The sequence below is a fragment of the Sphingomonas sp. Leaf20 genome (assembly GCF_001421535.1).
Classification (GTDB): domain Bacteria; phylum Pseudomonadota; class Alphaproteobacteria; order Sphingomonadales; family Sphingomonadaceae; genus Sphingomonas.
The window spans coordinates 590821-608368 of sequence record NZ_LMKN01000009.1 but is presented as its reverse complement, the minus strand read 5'-3'; the positions used below and the strand labels follow the sequence as shown (position 1 = coordinate 608368).

Sequence of the window (17548 nt, the reverse complement as noted above, 5' to 3'; positions counted from 1 at the left end):
GTCTGTCCTTCCTTATGCGAGACCGAGGCCACCGACCACAAGGTCGATGAGCTTGATGCCGATGAACGGTGCGACGAGGCCACCCAGACCGTACACCGCGAGGTTGCGTGCAAGCAGCGGCCCGGCTGCCATTGGTTTGTAAGCGACGCCGCGCAGCGCCAGCGGGACGAGGCAGGGGATGATGACGGCGTTGAAGATGATCGCGGACAGGATCGCGCTTTCAGGGCCGCCCAGCCGCATCACGTTGAGCACGCCAAGCCCCGGATAGAGCGCGACGAACATCGCCGGGATGATCGCGAAATATTTCGCGACGTCATTGGCAACCGAAAAGGTCGTCAGCGCACCGCGCGTCATCAGCAACTGCTTGCCGAGGCCGACGATCTCGATCAGCTTGGTCGGATCGCTGTCGAGGTCGACCATGTTGCCCGCCTCGCGTGCGGCTTGCGTCCCGGTGTTCATCGCGACGCCGACATCGGCCTGCGCGAGCGCGGGCGCGTCGTTGGTGCCGTCGCCGCACATCGCGACGAGCCTGCCGCCGGTCTGCTCCTTGCGGATCAGCTCCAGCTTGTCCTCGGGCGTCGCCTGCGCGAGGAAATCGTCCACGCCCGCTTCCGCCGCGATCGCCGCCGCGGTGAGCGGGTTGTCGCCGGTGATCATCACCGTGCGGATGCCCATCGCGCGCAGCTCGCCGAACCGCTCGCGGATGCCGGCCTTGACGACGTCCTTGAGGAAGATCGCGCCGAGCAGACGCCCGTCCTGCGCCACCGCCAGCGGAGTCCCGCCCGCGCGGGCGATCTCGTCGGTGATCCTGCGGAGTTCGGTCGCCGCCGCGGTTTCGCCCGATCCGGCATTGGCGCGCAGGATCGAATCGACCGCCCCCTTCTGGATCAACGTGTCGCCGATCTGCACGCCCGAGATGCGGGTTTGCGCGGTGAACGGGATGATCTCGGCCCCGGTCGGAAGCGCGTCGGTCGTGACGTCGAACGCCTTGCGCGCAAGCACCACGATCGAGCGGCCTTCGGGCGTTTCATCGGCAAGGCTCGCGAGCAAGGCGGCCTCGGCGAGGCGCTGCGGACTGGTGCCGGAGACCGCGCGGAACTCGCTCGCCTGCCGGTCGCCGATCGTGATCGTGCCGGTCTTGTCGAGCAGCAGCACGTCGATGTCCCCCGCCGCCTCGACCGCACGACCCGACTTGGCGAGCACGTTGAAGCGCACCAGCCGGTCCATCCCCGCGATTCCGATCGCCGAGAGCAACGCGGCGATCGTCGTCGGAATCAGCGTGATCAGCAACGCTGCGAGGATCGCCACCGGGATCGACCCGTGGGCATAGGACGCGAAGCCCGGGATCGTGCCGACCGCGATCAGGAAGATGATCGTCAGCCCGACGAGCAACAGCGTCAGCGCGATCTCGTTCGGCGTCATCTGCCGCTCGGCGCCTTCGACCAGCGCGATCATCCGGTCGAGGAAACCCTTGCCGGGTTCGACCGTCACCTTGACGCGGATCTCGTCCGAGATGACGCGCGTGCCCGCGGTCACCGCCGAGCGGTCGCCGCCCGCCTCGCGGATCACCGGCGCGCTCTCGCCGGTGATCGCCGCCTCGTTGACCGAGGCGACCCCCGAAACGACGTCACCGTCGGACGGGATCAGGTCGTTGGTCTCCACCAGCACGATATCACCGACCTTGAGCTGGCTGGCGGGCACCGCATCGAACTGCCGCCCGTCCCCTTTCAGCCGCTTGGCGGTCAGTTCGGCCTTGGTCGCGCGCAACGACGCCGCCTGCGCCTTGCCGCGCCCCTCGGCGAGCGCTTCGGCAAACGTGCCGAACAACACGGTCAGCCACAGCCAGATGACGAGCTGGAGCTTGAAGCCGATCGACAGGCTATCTTGCCCGACCACGAGCAGCACGGTCATCAACGCCGCGACCACGGCGGTGACGAACATCACCGGGTTGCGGATCAGCTCCCTGGGGTTGAGCTTGAGGAACGAGGCCTTGATCGCGGGCACGACGAGGTCGGCCGTGAACAGGCTTTTTGTCTGGGTCTTTGCCATGGTGGCCCCCGATCAGGACAATGTGCCGCTGATCATCGCAAGATGATCGGCGATGGGACCGAGCGCGAGGCCCGGCAGGAAGGTGAGACCGCCCAGGATCAGGATGATGCCGACCAGCAGCCCCACCCACAGCCCGCCCGTCGTCGGGAACGAGCCTGCGCTTTCGGGCGTGTACTTCTTCGCCGCGAGGCTGCCGGCGATGGCGAGCATCGGCACGATGATGAAGAACCGCCCGACCCACATCGCGACGCCCAGCAGCCCGTTGTAATAAGGCGTGTTGGCGGTCAGGCCCGCAAAGGCGGAGCCGTTGTTGGCGACCGCGCTGGTGAAGGCGTAGAGGATCTCCGAGAAGCCGTGCGGCCCCTTGTTGAGCGGCCCTGCCAGCCCCTGTTGCAGCACCGATGACAGCGCGGTCAGCCCGAGGATCATCAACGGCAGCACCGCGATCGCCAGCACCGCGAGCTTCACTTCGCGGCTTTCGATCTTCTTGCCGACATATTCGGGTGTGCGCCCGACCATCAGCCCAGCGACGAACACCGCGAGGATCGCGAACAGCAGAAAGCCGTAAATCCCTGCGCCGACGCCGCCGATGACGACCTCGCCGAGCTGCATGTTGAACAGCGGGATCATCCCGCCGAGCGCGGTGAAGCTGTCATGCATGCTGTTGACCGCGCCGCACGAGGCTGCAGTCGTGACGACCGAGAACAAGGCGGACGCGGCGATCCCGAAGCGGACCTCCTTGCCCTCCATGTTGCCGCCCGCGACGCCGAGATGCTGGAGCACCGGGTTGCCCGCGGCTTCCTGCCAATAAGTGACGGTGACGCCCGCGAGGAACAGGATCACCATCGCCGAGAGGATCGCCCAGCCCTGCTTGGTGTTGCCCACCGCCTTGCCGAACGTCCACGTCAGCCCGAAGCCGATCAGGAAGATCGACAGCATCTGGATCAGATTGGTCAGCGCGGTCGGGTTCTCGAACGGGTGCGCGGAGTTCGCGTTGAAGAAGCCGCCACCATTGGTGCCGAGCATCTTGATCGCTTCCTGGCTCGCGACCGGGCCGAGCAGCAGCGACTGTTTCGCGCCCTCGAGCGTCTGGACGTCGACCACGCCCGCCATCGTCTGCGGCACGCCGCTGGCGATCAGGAACAGCGCGTAGACGATCGAGATCGGCAGCAGGATATAGAGCGTGACCCGCGTCATATCCGCCCAGAAATTGCCGATCGCCTTGGATTCGCGCCGCGCAAAACCGCGGAACAGCGCGAACGCCAGCGCGATGCCGGTAGCCGCGCTCAGGAAATTGTGGATCGTCAGCCCCAGCATCTGGCTGAGGTTCGACATCGTCGATTCCCCGCCATAGCTCTGCCAGTTGGTGTTGGTGGTGAAGCTGATCGCGGTGTTGAACGCGAGGTTCGGGCTGAGCCCGGCCAGCCCCTGCGGGTTGCCCGGCAGCATGCCCTGCAAGCGCAGCACGGCATAGGTGAACGCCATCAACGCGACGTTGAACAGCAGCATGTGCAGCGCATAGCGCCGCCACCCCTGCTCGGCGTCGGGATCGATTCCGGCGAGTTTGTAGAAGCCGCGCTCGACCGGGCCGAGCACGACATGGAGCGGTGTCCTCCGCCCCTCGTAGAGAGTGAAAAGCCACACGCCGACCGGTTTGGTCAGCGCGAGCAGGATGGCGACGAAGCCGAGGATCAGGATCCAGCCCTGGAATGTCATGGTGTCCGCCTCCTTCAGAAGCGTTCGGGGCGGATCAGGACCGCCACCAGGTAGACGAGAAGGCCAATCGCGGTCAGCGCCGCGAGGCAGAGATCGAGCGTCATGCGTGCGTCCTCATGCGTTGTCGCAGAGCCGGGCATAAGCGAGCGTCGCCGCCACCAGCCCGACCATGACGAGAATCCAGAGCAGGTCGTCCATCACCATCTCTCCTCAAAAGGCCGCGGTCAGCGACGCGACGATCGTGCCGCCGGCGATATTGCCGGTGCCGTCTTGTCCCTTGCTGAAACTGGGGCGCAGATAGGTCGCCTCGGCGGCCGAAATGTCAGTGTCGATGTAGCTGACGTTGAAGGTCAGGTTCCGGTAGGTGGCATCCGCGCCGAGCGACCAATCCCAGTATGCCCCGGTCGGCGATACCGCGGTGGCGTTCGGCCCCAGTCCGTCCTGCCCCCAGCTATGCCCGACATGCGCCTTGGCGGTAATCGGCGTGCCCGCCACCGCCAGCGCGCCGTCGCCCCACAGGTACAGATTGTCGTCCTTGTCGCCCGGGCTCGTATAGACGCCCGCCACCGCATCGGCGCCGGTCGCATACCATTTGCCGATCGCCTGCTGCTTGGGGGCATAGGCCGCGCCCGCGGTCAGCGTCGCCGGACCGGTCGTGCCCGTCAGCTTCACATAGGGCTCGGCGAAGTCGGTTTTATCGGCCCCGCCCGGATACATGTACCAGGTGAGGCCGACGTCGAGCGTGGCGTTGTCGGCAAGCTTCGCCTTGTAGCCGCCGATCAGGTCGAGCTCCATGTTGGCGCCGCCGAACGTGCCCCAGCCGGCAAGGTTCGATCCCCAGACGCCCGCGTACAGGCCGCTCTCGTGCGACACCGTGATGCCGCCCTGGACGGCCATTTCCCGGTCGGACTGCGACACGCCGCGGAACCGGTAGTCGGACGCGATCGCCGCCGACCCGCTGATCGTCAGCGCCGGCGGGGGGGCCGTATCGCCGGTGGCCGCGCCCGCGTCGGTCGGGCTCGACTGCGCCTTCGCAGTGACGGGGAAAGCCAGGATCGCGACGACCGCGGCCGCATGACGGAACTTCATTCTTGCACCCCTTGAACGGCGCTCGTCACGTGACGATGCCTTCAGGGATGGGCGATTAGGCGCATCCGTCGTAGCAATTCGAGATCGATTCCGGGAAAAGGCATATAGCGCGCATATAGACGGCGCTTTTTTACGCCGTCCGGCGCTTGCGTCGTCCTACCAGGCTCTGGGGTTGCTGCCGGTGCGTGCCGCCACGGCGTTTTCGATGTCGTTGAGGTCAGCCTGCGACATGATCCCTGCCGCCATCATCTTTCGCATCAGTTCATCGACCAATGCGGCGAGGAAATGGATCTCCGCCCGTTCCGACTTCGTATCTTCGCCCTGGGCATTGACGTCCATATCGCTTGTCTCCGTTTAACCGCGACGGTCATACAAGCGTTATCGAGCGCGCATAAGCCAATCGATCCAATAATCTCCGGGTCAAGGGGCGGGCGGGATCCGTGCCGAACGCACGGCCACGCTGGGGTCGCATGTGCGGTTGCGCGGGCGCGCACGGCGCCCGGGTCAGCGCCGCGGCCGTGCGTTCACGGCCTCGCTTCAGCCTCCCAGATAATGCGATTGCGCGGCATCGGTCGCGCTGATCGCGAGGATCGAGCGTGCCGTGGCAGGCGGGAGGGCCTGGCCGCGCCCGTCGCCGCTGGCGGCAATGACGCGGTTGAGCAGGTCCTGACCTTCGCGCCACCAGCCGACACCGCTTGCGGCGTTCAGATGGCCCTGCGGACCGGCATCGACGAAATGGCTGCCCCAGTCCGCCGCCATGCTGTGCGCCCGTGCCGGCGTGACCCAGGGATCATCGCTGCTCGCGACGACGATCGATGGAAACGGCAGCGGTGTGCGCGGCGTGGGTGCGAAGCCCTTGAGTTCGGCCTGTGCGCCGTTGCGATCGACATCGGCGGGCGCGACGAGCAATGCGCCCGCGACGGGCCAGCCATAGGGTTGCGGACTGAGTTCGGCCCACCACGCCACCGCCAGGCATCCCAGGCTGTGCGCGGCGAGGATGACGGGGGCCTGGGCCCGCCGGATCGCCTCGTCGAGCCGCGTCACCCAGGCGTTGCGGTGGGGCGTATTCCACATGCCGAGCTCGACGCGGACGGTGTCGGGGCGGGCATCCTCCCACAGCGTCTGCCAGTGCGAGGGGCCCGAGCCGCCGAGCCCGGGGACGGTCAGAATGGTCGGCTGAACGCTATCATATGGTGCAAACGAACCCACGGCGCGTCTCCTTTTCCAGGACCCCGTTTTCGCGGGGGGCGGGATCATGACCGCAGGACGCTCTAGGGCACGCCATTCGGTCACGATCCCTGCAGCGAACATAATCCTACCGGTTCGGTAGGCAATAGATATTGCGGCAAAAGGAAGGCAGCTTGCGGTGATCGGATCTGGGCGCGATAGCGGCGCCATGGCGAAGATACGCGCAGACCAGATGCTGGTCGACAGGGGGCTGGTCGAGTCGCGGACGCGCGCGCAGGCGCTGATCATGGCGGGGCTGGTGTTCGCGGGCACGCGCAAGATCGAAAAGCCCGGTCAGACGCTCGCCGAGGATGTCGCGCTCGACGTTCGCGGTCGCGATCATCCCTGGGTTTCGCGCGGCGGCGTCAAGCTTGCGCATGGTCTGGCGCAATTCGGCTGGGACGTCCGCGGCGCGGTGGCGATCGACGTCGGATCGTCGACCGGGGGGTTCACCGACGTCTTGCTGACCCAGGGTGCGACGCGCGTCTACGCGGTCGACAGCGGGACCAATCAGCTCGCGTGGAAATTGCGGCAGGACGAACGCGTCGTCGTCCATGAGCAGACCAGCGCACGGATCCTGACCGCGGCGCATATCCCCGAGCCAATCGACCTGATCGTCTGCGATGCGAGCTTCATCGGGCTTGCCAAGGTGCTCGAGCGGCCGATGCAGTTCGCCAGGCAAGGCGCGCGGCTGATGGCGCTGATCAAGCCGCAGTTCGAGGCGGGGCGCGACGAGGTCGGCAAGGGCGGGGTGGTGCGCGATCCGGCGATCCATGCCCGCGTCTGCGACGCGGTCGTCGCGTGGCTCGAGCAGCAGCGCTGGCAGGTCGACGGCGTGGTCGAGAGCCCGATCACCGGACCCGAAGGCAATATCGAGTTTCTCGTTGCCGCACGGACCGGAACAGTTGGCGCCGCGAAGGAAGTATAACCGCCCGATTGCCGCACATCGTCATAGAATGAACCAGTTATCGCAGCGACGGCGAATGCTTTTGGTTTACGGCGTCGCGTTCGCGCGGCAGGACGGTGCCAATCAAGGGTGAAAGGATGTTTGTGGGCGGTATCGCGTCAAAGGGTCAGTTGCGGATGTCGTTCCTGCGCTGGGCGGTGGTGACCGTTCCGCTGATCGTGCTTCTCGGGTTCCTGTCGGGTCGATCGGTGCCGGTCGGGAGCGAGAGTGCGTGGTATCAGGCGCTCGCGAAGCCCGCGCTGACGCCACCGGGCTGGGCGTTTCCGGTCGCCTGGACGACGCTCTACATCCTGATCGGGCTTGCGCTCGCGATGATCCTCAACGCACGCGGAGCCGCAATGCGGGGAACGGCGATCGCGCTGTTCGTCGCGCAGTTCGCGCTCAATCTCGCATGGACCCCCGTCTTCTTCGGCCTGCACAAGATCGGGCTGTCGGTCATGATCATCGTCGCGATGCTGGCGTTGTCGATCGCCGCAGCCATCGTGTTCGCGCGGATCAGAAAGGCCGCGGCGTGGCTGATGGTACCGTATATGGTGTGGATCAGCTTTGCCGGAATGCTTGCTTACGGTATAGGCGCGCTCAACCCCGACGCCGAAACCCTTGCGGCGCCCTCGCATACCTCCCAGATGTTGTGAGAGATGCGACCCGCAAGATACTAGCAGGATAAAGACAATGCAGTCCGAAAACCGGATGTTCGACGATTTCGTCAAGGTGCTCAACGGGGCGGCAGGGACGTTTGCGGGTGTTGGTCGCGAGGCACAGTCGGGCGTTCGCGAGCGCGCGCGCGAGTGGCTGGGCGGACTCGACTTCGTGAGCCGTGATGAATTCGATGCGGTCAAGGCGATGGCCGCTGCCGCGCGCGACGAAAACGACGTGCTCAAGGCCCGTCTCGATGCGCTCGAAGCCAAAACAAGGGCCGATATCTGACTTTTCCACAGGTTTCTGGACTTTCGGGACGATCGGGGTTGTCGGGGCATTTTTGCCTCGGCACCCTTTGTCGTGCGATAGGGAGTGCCAGGACTATATGATGCTCGATCACGCCGACCACGACCAGGAGGACGCCGCTCCCATCGACATGCTCGAGGCGTATTACGCCGCGCATGGCTGGGAGCATGAGCGTCATGACGACGAGATCGTCGCGACCGTCAAGGGCAGCTGGGCGACCTATGAGTTGCGCGCGTTGTGGCGCGAGGACGACAGCGTCCTGCAGTTCCTCGCGTTTCCAGACATCAAGGTTCCCGACGAGAGGCGACAGGCAGTCTACGAGACGATCGGCCTCGCCAACGAGCAGCTCTGGATCGGGCATTTCGAACTGTGGTCGACCAGCGGCATCCTGTTGTTCCGGCATGCGGCGATGGTCGACGGCGGCGAGGACGGCACGATGTCGTTGTCGGCCGCCGAACTGCTCGTCGAATCGGCGATCGAGGAGTGCGAGCGTTTCTATCCGGTGTTCCAGTTCGTCCTGTGGGGCGGCAAGACGCCGCAGGACGCGCTGGCCGCGGCGCTGATCGAGACGCAGGGCGAGGCGTGACCGGCGGTTTGCACCGCTGCGTGGGCGGCGGCGGATGACGGGGCGTGTCCTGCTGATCGGCTGCGGCAACATGGGCCGCGCGATGCTCGACCGCTGGCTTGCCAACGGGCTCGACCCGCGCGGCGTCACCGTCGTCAGCCCGAGCCTGCGCGCGATGCCCGCGGGTGTCAGTGTCGTCGCATCGCTGCCGGCAGCCGCCGACGCCGCTTTCGACATCGTCATGCTCGCGCTGAAGCCGCAACAGCTTGGCGCGCTGCGGAGCACGCCGCTTGCCGCCTACGCGCCGCGGCTGTTGATCTCGATCCTCGCAGGCGTGGATCTCGCCGCACTCGGCACGCTGTCGCAGGCGCAGGCGGTGGTGCGGGCGATGCCGAACCTGCCGGTCTCGATAGGTCATGGTGTGGTTGCGCTGCACGGCGCCGACGGCGACGCGACGGCGCGGCAGGCGGCCGAGGCCATGATGCAGCCGCTTGGACTGGTCGAGTGGATCGCCGACGAGGCGCAGTTCGACGCGGTGACCGCGCTGGCGGGATGCGGGCCGGGGTTCGTGTTCCGTTTCGCCGATGCGCTGGCCAGGGCGGGGGAGGCGCTGGGCCTGCCCGCGGATCAGGCGGCGCGGCTGGCGATCGCCACGCTCGACGGGGCAGGGCGGATGGCCGGTGCGTCGGACGTGTCGCCCGCGGTGCTTGCCGACCGTGTCGCCAGTCCGGGCGGGTCGACGCGCGAGGGGCTGAACATCCTCGACGACGGCGATGCGCTGGTGGATCTCCTGTCGCGGACGCTCGCGGCGTCCGCGCGGCGTAATACGGAAATGGCCGAGGCTGCGCGCACCGCCAGTTAGCGACGATGCTCCTGCAAATTGCCGCCGGCCGCCGCGCTGCGATCAGCCGCGCAGCTTGATCACCTGCTCGCGCTCGTCTTCGGGGATCAGTCCCTCGAGCACCGCCCAATAGCCGGCAACCGCACCATGCCCGGCATGATTATACGCCGCTGACATCTTCTGCCGCACTGCCTCGAACAGGTCGCTCTCCATCTTGGTGCCGACCGCCGTCAGCCGCAGCAGGCGCTGGCGGCGGTCGCGTTCGCCGGGGCGCACCTCGATGAAGTCGCGGTCGGTCAGCTCGTTGAGGACCCGGCCGAGCGATTGCTTGGTGATCGCCAGCAGCGACAGAAGCTCGCTGACGGTCATGTCCGGCTTGCGCGCGATGAAATACAGCGCGCGGTGATGCGCACGCCCCAGGCCTTGCTCGGCAAGCCCCGCATCGATCGACCGTACCAGATGGCTCTGGCCGAAATACAAGAGCTCCATGCCGCGCCGCAATTCGGGTTCGCGGAGAAACAGGGGTGATGCTTGGGACGCTGAGGCAGGCATGTTGACCGTTCTAGTCATCGGTCCTAGGCGACGGCAAGCCGTGGAAAGAGAGAAATTCGATGCATTCCCCATTGTCGCCGACCACTTCGTCGTCCTCGATGTCGCCGGAACCGGGCGCGACCTTCGCTTTTGAACGCTGTGGCAATCCGGTCGCGGCGAACGAACGGGCACAGCGACTGATCGATCCCGGCTTCGGACGCGTCTTCACCGATCACATGGCGGTGATCCGTTTCAGCGATGCCGAGGGCTGGCATGACGCGAAGATCACGACTCGCGCGCCGATCATGATGGATCCCGCGTCCTCCGTGCTGCATTATGCGCAGGAGATCTTCGAGGGGATGAAGGCGTACCGGCTCGCGGACGGCGGGACCGCGCTGTTCCGTCCCGAGGCCAATGCCCGCCGCTTCCAGGACTCGGCGCGCCGGCTGGCGATGCCCGAACTGCCCGAGGCGCTGTTCCTCGAATCGGTCGAGCGACTCGTGAAGGTCGATCAGGACTGGATCCCCGACAGCGACGGCGGCGCGCTGTACCTGCGCCCGTTCATGTTCGCGAGCGAGGTGTTCCTCGGCGTGAAACCGAGCGCGGAATATCTCTACATGGTGCTGGCCTCGTCGGTCGGCGCCTATTTCAAGGGCGGCGCGCGGGCGGTGTCGATCTGGGTCAGCCAGAACTACACGCGCGCCGCGCAGGGCGGCACGGGCGCGGCCAAGTGCGGCGGCAACTATGCCGCGAGCCTGCTCGCGCAGAAGGAGGCGATCAGCCAGGGGTGCGATCAGGTCGTCTTCCTCGACGCCGCCGAACGCCGCTGGGTCGAGGAACTGGGCGGCATGAACGTCTTCTTCGTGTTCGACGACGGCAGCCTGTCGACGCCCGCGCTGACCGGCACGATCCTGCCCGGGATCACGCGCGATTCGATCCTGACGCTGGCGCGTGCGCAGGGTATCACCGTGCGCGAGGAGCCTTATTCGATCGACCAGTGGCGCGCCGACGCGGCCAGCGGACGGCTTGTCGAGACGTTCGCCTGCGGCACCGCTGCGGTCGTCACGCCGATCGGCACGGTCGCCGCACCCGAGGGCCGCTTCACGATCGGCGGCGGCGAGCCGGGCCCGATGACACTGCGAATTCGCGAATCGCTCGTCTCGATCCAGCGCGGGCTCGCGCCGGACGCGAACGGATGGCTGCATCGGCTCGATTAAGATGCGATAGGGCTTTTCACGTCGAGGCACGCCGCTATAAGGCCGCCTCTGTTGGGGCGTCGCCAAGTGGTAAGGCAGCGGCTTTTGATGCCGCCATGCGCAGGTTCGAACCCTGCCGCCCCAGCCAAGATCCTGAATTGCGCCAGTCGAACCCCGCTGAACCGGGTTTGCAGATCCATCCGGCCGCGGGGCCTGCTTAGCCGACGATCCGGAGGATCGCACCGGGTCGGGAGCGCGTGCGACTCTGCTTGGCCGCTTCCGCTGATCGCATTTCGATCGACGCCCCCAATGCCGCACCGGGCAACTAAATTTTGCCCATGGCAAACTCGAACAGGCTGCCAATCCATACCAACGCGATAGATATTACGCCTCCGAGCGGAGGTGAGGATGCGGCGACCAACGATATTGACGACGATCGACTGGCCCACGGTCATCGTGGCGGCGGTGATTTACGACGGGTGGCTCGCTGTCACCGCGTGGCATGCGGCGATTCCGTGGCCGGTGATGATGATCGTAGGCGGCGCCTTGCTCGCCTGGCACGGATCGCTCCAGCACGAGACGATCCATGGTCACCCCACGCGCCACGCCGTCGTCAACGATGCGATCGGGGCCGTTCCGCTGTCGCTGTGGCTGCCCTATTCGCTCTATCGCCGAAGCCATCGCGCGCATCATGCGGCACACGTCATCACCGATCCGCAGCATGATCCGGAATCACGGTACCGGACAGGGGGCGGCGGCTTCACGGAGATGATAGGACGGCTTCAGGCGACGTTGCTCGGCCAGATGGTCTTCGGACCACCGATCGCGGTCGCGCGCTTCGTGGTCGCGGAGATCCGTCGCGCGACGAGCGAGCCGACGCGGTTCTGTCGCGACTGGGTCGTGCACCTCGTGACGGTCGCGCCGGTGCTCTGGTGGCTCGACCATGTCGGCTTCGGGCTCGTGTCGTACGCGCTGACCGTCGTCTATCCCGCGATGGCGGTCACGATGCTGCGGTCCTATGCCGAGCATCGCGCCGACCTCGCCAGCCCGGGGCGTGCGGCCAGCGTCGAGCGGGGCGGCATCTTCGGCGTGCTGTTCCTCAACAACAATCTGCACGCGGCGCACCATGAGCGCCCGATGCTCGCCTGGTATGACTTGCCCGCCTATCACCGTGACAACCGCGCGCGACTGATCGGCGAGGGGATGCTGGTCTATCGCGGCTATGGCGAGATCGTCCGCCGCTTTGCCTTCACCGCGCATGACGACATGGTCCATCCGCGCCATCGGAGGGCGGGGTCGTGATCCGCGCAGTCGCGTCGCTCGGCATGTATGACCATCCCGCGCAGCAGCGGGCGAACGACCTGCTGTGGGCGGCGATCGCGCGCGCGCTCCGGGAGGAGGGGGGCGACGGGATACCGGACACGCTCGACCGGACGCGCGACGTTCACGCGCTGTGGCGGGATCCCGGGCTGCTGTTCGGGCAGGCGTGCGGCTATCCACTGGTCAGCGAGCCGGATCTCGACCTCCGCATCCTCGCGCTGCCGGTCTACGCGGTGGCTGGCCGAGACGGGCCGACGCATCGCAGCGTGATCGTCTGCCGCAGCGACGACCCGCGCGGATCGCTCGCCGCGTTCCACCGGAGTTGCGCGGCGGTCAACGACCCGCGCTCGAACACCGGCATGAACCTGTTGCGCGCGACGATCGCCCGCGATGCGTTGCCGGCGCCGTTCTTCGACACGATCGTCCGGACCGGCTCGCACCGCGAGAGCGTGATCGCGGTCGGGACGGCGCGTGCCGACATCGCCGCGATCGACGAGGTGACCCATGCGGCGCTCGCGCGGTTCGAGCCCGATCTCGTGGCGCGATTGCGGATCATCGCGTCCAGCCCGGACTCGCCGACGCTGCCGTTCGTGACCGCCGCCACGACCAGCGACGACATGGTCCGCAAGCTCCGCACTGCGCTCGGCCGGGCGATCGCCGATCCTGCGCTGGCCGACGTGCGCGCAACGCTGTTCCTCACCGGTGTCGTGCCTGCCGATGCCGACGCGCTGACACCGATCGTCGCGCGGGAAACCGCGGCGGTCGGGGCTGGCCATGCCGCGCTTGCCTGAATCACCATAAGGATATGTCGATGGCGTATACCGACCACCCGCATGATATCGCATCGACGATCGCCGAGCTTCGCGCCGCGCGGACGGCATGGCGACGCGAGGCGAACGGGCGTCACACCGTAGCCCGCTTCCCGTCGCAGGCGGATATCGCGCACGTGGTCGACGATCTGGTCGCTGCGCTGTTTCCCGGCCGGCTCGGCGAGTATGCCGGTCCCGCGCACGGCGAGGATGCGTTCGTCGAGGTACGCCTTCACCGCGCGTTGTCCGGCCTGCAGCGTCAGATCGAAAGCGAGTTCGCCTATTGGCAGGAGGAGGCGATCCTGTCGTTCGACGTCAGCCAGGCGGCGATGATCGTCGGGCTGTTCGCCGCGGAGCTCGGGCCGATCCGCACGCTGGTCGACGACGACGTCCGCGCCGCGTTCCTGGGCGATCCGGCCGCGCGGAGCGCCGACGAGATCCTGATCTGCTATCCGGGCATCGTCGCGATCCTCTACCACCGGATCGCGCACGCGCTGTACGGCCTTGGCGCCCCGATCGTCGCACGGATCATTTCCGAACTCGCCAACAACCGGACCGGGATCGACATCCATCCCGGCGCGACGATCGGCCGGCGCTTCTTCATCGACCATGGCACCGGCGTCGTGATCGGCGAGACCGCGATCATCGGCGACCGCGTCCAGCTCTACCAGCATGTCACGCTCGGCGCGCGCAGTCCGCTCGGCGTGACCGACGTGTCCGCGCGCGAGCGGCTGGCACGTCATCCGATCGTCGAGGACGATGTCGTGATCTATGCGGGGGCGACGATCCTCGGCCGCGTGACGATCGGGCAGGGCGCGACGATCGGCGGCAACGTCTGGCTGCTCGAGGACGTGCCGCCGGGTGGGGTGGTCGCACAGCCGACCGCGGTGATCCTCGCGGATGCGGCGGCGGACCATCTGCACGAGACGTTACGCGGTCGCGGTGCATGAGGCGCTTCGGCCGGTGCTGCGACGAGGGTGGACCGATCCGGCCGGTGATCGGCGTCCTGTGCTGTAACGAGGTCGCGGAACGCCCGATCCAGGCGGTCGCGACACGCTTCATCGAGCCGCTCGCGCGCTATGCCGGCGCGACCGTCCTGCTGGTCCCGGCGGTGGCCGACACGATCGACGCGCGGGCGCTGGCCGCGCGGCTCGACGGGCTGTTGCTGACCGGGTCGCGCTCGAACGTCGCCGGCGCGCGCTATGGCAAGCCGGATTCGGCGGCGGATACGCTCGACCTGGACCGCGACGCGGTCGCGCTCGAGCTTGCCGCGCGGATGATCGACGCAGCGCGCCCGGTCTTCGGCATATGCCGGGGCCTGCAGGAGCTCAACGTGCTGTTCGGCGGAACGCTCACGGACGTCGTGCACGACAGCCACCACGGGGCGACCGACGACGCGTCGGCGTACGAGACTTTGTTCGATCACGTCCACGACGTCGCGCTCAGCGCGGGCGGGCTGCTCGCGACGGCAACCGCACGATCGAGCATCGCGGTCACCTCGGTCCACCGCCAGGGCGTCGATCGGCTGGGGACCGGGCTGCGGATCGAGGCACGCGCCGTTGCCGATGGCCTGATCGAGGCGTTTTCGGCACGACCGTGCGGCGCCGACGTGCTCGCGGTGCAGTGGCACCCCGAATGGAACGTCGCGGCCAGCGCCGCCAGCCGCGCGTTCTTTTCGCTGATCGGGCAATCGCTCGAGGGCGGCCGCGAGCGGTAGGACGCGCGGGCCAGCCGTCAGCGGCGACGCGCGCTCTGCGTCCGGATCCACGCCGCCGTCTCGTCGGGCCGTGTGACCAGGATCATGTGGCCGCCGTCGATCAGCGTGAGATCGGCGCCCGGCAGCGCGGCGGCAAGACCACGACCATGGACGTCGGGATCAAGCACCTGATCGCCACGCCCGTAGAGGATCGCAGTGGGGACCGACAGGCTGGGATAGGATGCGGCCATCGCCGGCAGATCGTCGTTCGCGGCAACGAGGTCCGCCGATGCGCTGCGGAAGCTCTTGGGGCGGGCGACCAGCGCGCCGCCGCCGCGCGTCACGAAGTCTGCGGGGACGGGTTCGGGTGCGAAGGCGGTTTCCGTCCCGCGCTGGCCGAGCAGGAGCGTGAGCGGCGTCGCGATCGTCCACGCGACCGCGGCACGCGCCGCACCCGAGGTGATCGCCAGCCGGTCGAACGCAGGCGGTATCATCTCCTGCGGCTGCGTCAGCGGCGCGATCAGCGCGAGACCGCCGACCTGGTCGGGGTGATCGAGCGCGAGCGCCAGCGCAACCGCGCCGCCCAGCGAATGACCGACGATCAACGGCCGTTCGAGCCCGAGCGCGGCAATGAAGGCGGCGATCTGCGCGGCCTGCGCGCGGATATTGGCCGCCGCGCCGGGGGCCGAATAGCCCGAGCCGGGGCGGTCGATCACGATCACGCGGTGATCGTTGGCGAGCCGCTCGACCAGCGCATAGCTGAAGTTGCGCATCTGTCCGGCCAGGCCGTGGATCATCACGATTGCCGGCCCGTCGCCGCGGTCCTGATAGTGCATGCGGCGGCCGTCGATATCGATGAACTGTCCGTCCGCGGGGATCAGACGTTCGACGCGGCGCTGCGTCAGCGCGGCGAACAGCGCGAGTCCACCCACGGCGGCAACGGCACCTGCCGCGACGATCGCGCCGGTGCGGACTGCGGGTGCGGGCTTCTCAGCGTCGTGCCGCGCCGCCATCGGCAAGTGACGCGTGTCGCCTGCCTTGTCGAACTTCATGGTGCCATCCTCCAGTTTTCCGAACTTCAACGCTGCCAGATCCAGCACGTAATTCTGGTGCACCTTCCACGGCGCCTTCGACCCCTGATGCGGCAAGATCGCGTTCGCCCGCTGTACATAGCCCGAGGTGAAGTTGAGCATCGGTTCGCGCGTGATCGACGCGTCGTCCGCCCGTGGCGTGCACGATCGATAGCCGTGGTCGTCCATGTGCCGGATCAACCGGCAGGCATAGCGCGCCGAGAGATCGCATTTCAGCGTCCACGACGCGTTGGTATAGCCGAAGGCAAGCGCGAGATTGGGCACGTCGCTGAGCATCATGCCCTTGTAGATCAGCCGGTCTGCGGGGTTCACGAGCGCGCCATCGACGCGCAGCGCGACGCCGCCCATCAGCCGCAGGACGAGCCCGGTCGCGGTCACGACGATGTCCGCGGGCAGTTCGCGGCCCGACGCCAGCGCGATCCCGCCCGGCGTGAACCGCGCGATCCGGTCGGTCACGATCGTCGCCTTGCCCTCGCGCATCGCCTCGAACAGGTCGGCGTCGGGCACGAGGCAGATCCGCTGGTCCCACGGCGCATAGCTCGGCTCGAAATCGCGCTCGACCTCGTAATTGTCGGGCAGCTGCGCGCGGACGCGCTTGAGGATCAGTGCCTTGAGCGTCTCGGGCTTGCGGCGCGCATAGCTGTAGGTCGCGATCCCCAGCAGCACGCTCTTCCACTTCGTCGCGGTGTCGGCGATGCCGCCCGGCAGCCGCCGATGCGTCCAGCGTGCGAAACCGTCCTCCGACGGCCGCGACACGATATAGGTCGGCGAACGCTGCAGCATCGTGACATGCGCCGCGGACTTTGCCATCGATGGCACCAGCGTCACCGCGGTCGCGCCGCTGCCGATCACCACCACGCGCTTGCCGTCATAGTCGAGGTCGTCGGGCCAGTGCTGGGGATGCACGACGCGACCGGTGAAGTCGTCGATGCCGTCGAACGCGGGCGTGAACCCCGCGGCATAATCATAATAGCCGCTGCCCATGTACAGGAAGCTGCAGGTCAGCGATGCGGGCGCGTGTTCCGGGCCGGTCTCGACGTCGAGCGTCCACCGCGCATCGGCGGACGACCAGGACGCGGCGAGGACGCGGACGCCGAAGCGGATGTGCCGATCGATCCCGAACGCGGCGGCGGTGTCGGCGATATAGTCGCGGATCGCCTCGCCCCCTGCGATCGCCTGCTCGCTCGACCAGGGTCGGAACGGGAAGCCGAGCGTGTACATGTCCGAGTCCGATCGGATCCCGGGATAGCGGAACAGGTCCCAGGTGCCGCCGATCGCGTCGCGCGCCTCGAGGATCGCATAGGTCTTTCCCGCGCACTCCGTCTGCACCCGGTAGGCCGCATCGATTCCCGACAGCCCCGCACCGACGATCAGGACGTCGTGATGCGTCTGCGCGGCGGTTGGGGACGATGCGTGCGGTGCTGCGGTTGCCACGTCAGGGTACTCCGATCATGAAGGCGGGACGACCAGCCGGCCCGCACCACATCTGGAAACGGACGTTATCAC

At 67.4% G+C, this 17548-nt stretch carries 18 protein-coding genes and 1 tRNA gene; 11 read left to right on the top strand and 8 right to left on the bottom strand.

Annotated features, from left to right (window positions below; all coding sequences use genetic code 11):
- Positions 1–12: 12 nt before the first annotated feature.
- The 6 genes from kdpB to ASE72_RS16120 all read right to left on the bottom strand — a co-directional run bounded on the left by kdpB (position 13) and on the right by ASE72_RS16120 (position 6063).
- Positions 13–2049 carry a potassium-transporting ATPase subunit KdpB gene (kdpB, locus tag ASE72_RS16145; RefSeq protein WP_056023626.1) on the bottom strand — a complete coding sequence of 679 codons (2037 nt, stop codon included), beginning with the start codon at positions 2047–2049 and terminating at the stop codon, positions 13–15.
- A 12-nt stretch (positions 2050–2061) separates the two neighbouring features.
- Positions 2062–3765, bottom strand: coding sequence for a potassium-transporting ATPase subunit KdpA (kdpA, locus tag ASE72_RS16140; RefSeq protein WP_056023623.1), 1704 nt, complete (start codon positions 3763–3765; stop codon positions 2062–2064).
- Positions 3766–3779: 14 nt separating this feature from the next.
- Positions 3780–3869, bottom strand: a complete 90-nt coding sequence (kdpF, locus tag ASE72_RS16135) for a K(+)-transporting ATPase subunit F (protein WP_056023620.1) — start codon at positions 3867–3869, stop codon at positions 3780–3782.
- A 106-nt stretch (positions 3870–3975) separates the two neighbouring features.
- Complete coding sequence (locus ASE72_RS16130; protein ID WP_056023616.1) at positions 3976–4854, bottom strand: TorF family putative porin; 879 nt, start codon at positions 4852–4854, stop codon at positions 3976–3978.
- 156 nt (positions 4855–5010) lie between these two features.
- Positions 5011–5193: a hypothetical protein gene (locus ASE72_RS16125; RefSeq protein WP_056023613.1), complete on the bottom strand. Its 183-nt coding sequence runs from the start codon at positions 5191–5193 to the stop codon at positions 5011–5013.
- 198 nt (positions 5194–5391) lie between these two features.
- Positions 5392–6063, bottom strand: a complete 672-nt coding sequence (locus tag ASE72_RS16120) for an RBBP9/YdeN family alpha/beta hydrolase (RefSeq protein ID WP_156350551.1) — start codon at positions 6061–6063, stop codon at positions 5392–5394.
- 187 nt (positions 6064–6250) lie between these two features.
- Here ASE72_RS16120 and ASE72_RS16115 point away from each other — a divergent pair, with 187 nt between their 5' ends.
- From ASE72_RS16115 to ASE72_RS16095, 5 genes are all read left to right on the top strand, one after another.
- Positions 6251–7009: a TlyA family RNA methyltransferase gene (locus tag ASE72_RS16115; RefSeq protein ID WP_056023609.1), complete on the top strand. Its 759-nt coding sequence runs from the start codon at positions 6251–6253 to the stop codon at positions 7007–7009.
- A gap of 116 nt (positions 7010–7125) precedes the next feature.
- Positions 7126–7683, top strand: coding sequence for a TspO/MBR family protein (locus tag ASE72_RS16110; protein WP_235532398.1), 558 nt, complete (start codon positions 7126–7128; stop codon positions 7681–7683).
- 37 nt (positions 7684–7720) lie between these two features.
- Positions 7721–7975 (top strand): accessory factor UbiK family protein, encoded by a 255-nt coding sequence (locus ASE72_RS16105; protein WP_056023606.1) that lies wholly within the window; start codon positions 7721–7723, stop codon positions 7973–7975.
- A gap of 97 nt (positions 7976–8072) precedes the next feature.
- On the top strand, positions 8073–8579 hold the full coding sequence (locus ASE72_RS16100; protein WP_056023603.1) for a YbjN domain-containing protein: 507 nt from the start codon (positions 8073–8075) through the stop codon (positions 8577–8579).
- Positions 8580–8613: 34 nt separating this feature from the next.
- Positions 8614–9420 (top strand): pyrroline-5-carboxylate reductase family protein, encoded by an 807-nt coding sequence (locus tag ASE72_RS16095; protein ID WP_056023600.1) that lies wholly within the window; start codon positions 8614–8616, stop codon positions 9418–9420.
- A 42-nt stretch (positions 9421–9462) separates the two neighbouring features.
- On the opposite strand, the gene ASE72_RS16090 is transcribed toward ASE72_RS16095, so the two are convergent.
- Positions 9463–9969 carry a MarR family transcriptional regulator gene (locus tag ASE72_RS16090; RefSeq protein WP_056023597.1) on the bottom strand — a complete coding sequence of 169 codons (507 nt, stop codon included), beginning with the start codon at positions 9967–9969 and terminating at the stop codon, positions 9463–9465.
- Positions 9970–10049: 80 nt separating this feature from the next.
- Between ASE72_RS16090 and ASE72_RS16085 the strand changes: the two genes are divergently transcribed.
- From ASE72_RS16085 to ASE72_RS16060, 6 genes are all read left to right on the top strand, one after another.
- A complete protein-coding gene (locus tag ASE72_RS16085) occupies positions 10050–11147 on the top strand; it encodes a branched-chain amino acid aminotransferase (protein WP_056023594.1) in 1098 nt (365 codons plus the stop codon).
- 52 nt (positions 11148–11199) lie between these two features.
- Positions 11200–11274, top strand: a tRNA-Gln gene (locus ASE72_RS16080).
- Positions 11275–11534: 260 nt separating this feature from the next.
- Complete coding sequence (locus ASE72_RS16075; protein WP_056023591.1) at positions 11535–12428, top strand: fatty acid desaturase; 894 nt, start codon at positions 11535–11537, stop codon at positions 12426–12428.
- The gene (locus tag ASE72_RS16070; protein ID WP_056023588.1) at positions 12425–13237 is read left to right on the top strand and encodes a phosphate/phosphite/phosphonate ABC transporter substrate-binding protein; all 813 of its coding nucleotides are present in this window, start codon (positions 12425–12427) and stop codon (positions 13235–13237) included. The genes ASE72_RS16075 and ASE72_RS16070 overlap by 4 nt, the downstream gene beginning before the upstream one ends.
- Before the next feature lie 20 nt (positions 13238–13257).
- Complete coding sequence (epsC, locus tag ASE72_RS16065; RefSeq protein WP_235532397.1) at positions 13258–14205, top strand: serine O-acetyltransferase EpsC; 948 nt, start codon at positions 13258–13260, stop codon at positions 14203–14205.
- Entirely contained in the window at positions 14202–14972 is a 771-nt protein-coding gene (locus ASE72_RS16060) for a gamma-glutamyl-gamma-aminobutyrate hydrolase family protein (protein ID WP_056023582.1), read from the top strand. The genes epsC and ASE72_RS16060 overlap by 4 nt, the downstream gene beginning before the upstream one ends.
- Before the next feature lie 17 nt (positions 14973–14989).
- Here the strand turns inward: ASE72_RS16060 and ASE72_RS21115 are convergent, their stop codons facing one another.
- Positions 14990–17476 carry an alpha/beta fold hydrolase gene (locus ASE72_RS21115; RefSeq protein WP_162235484.1) on the bottom strand — a complete coding sequence of 829 codons (2487 nt, stop codon included), beginning with the start codon at positions 17474–17476 and terminating at the stop codon, positions 14990–14992.
- Between the last annotated feature and the right edge of the window lie 72 nt (positions 17477–17548).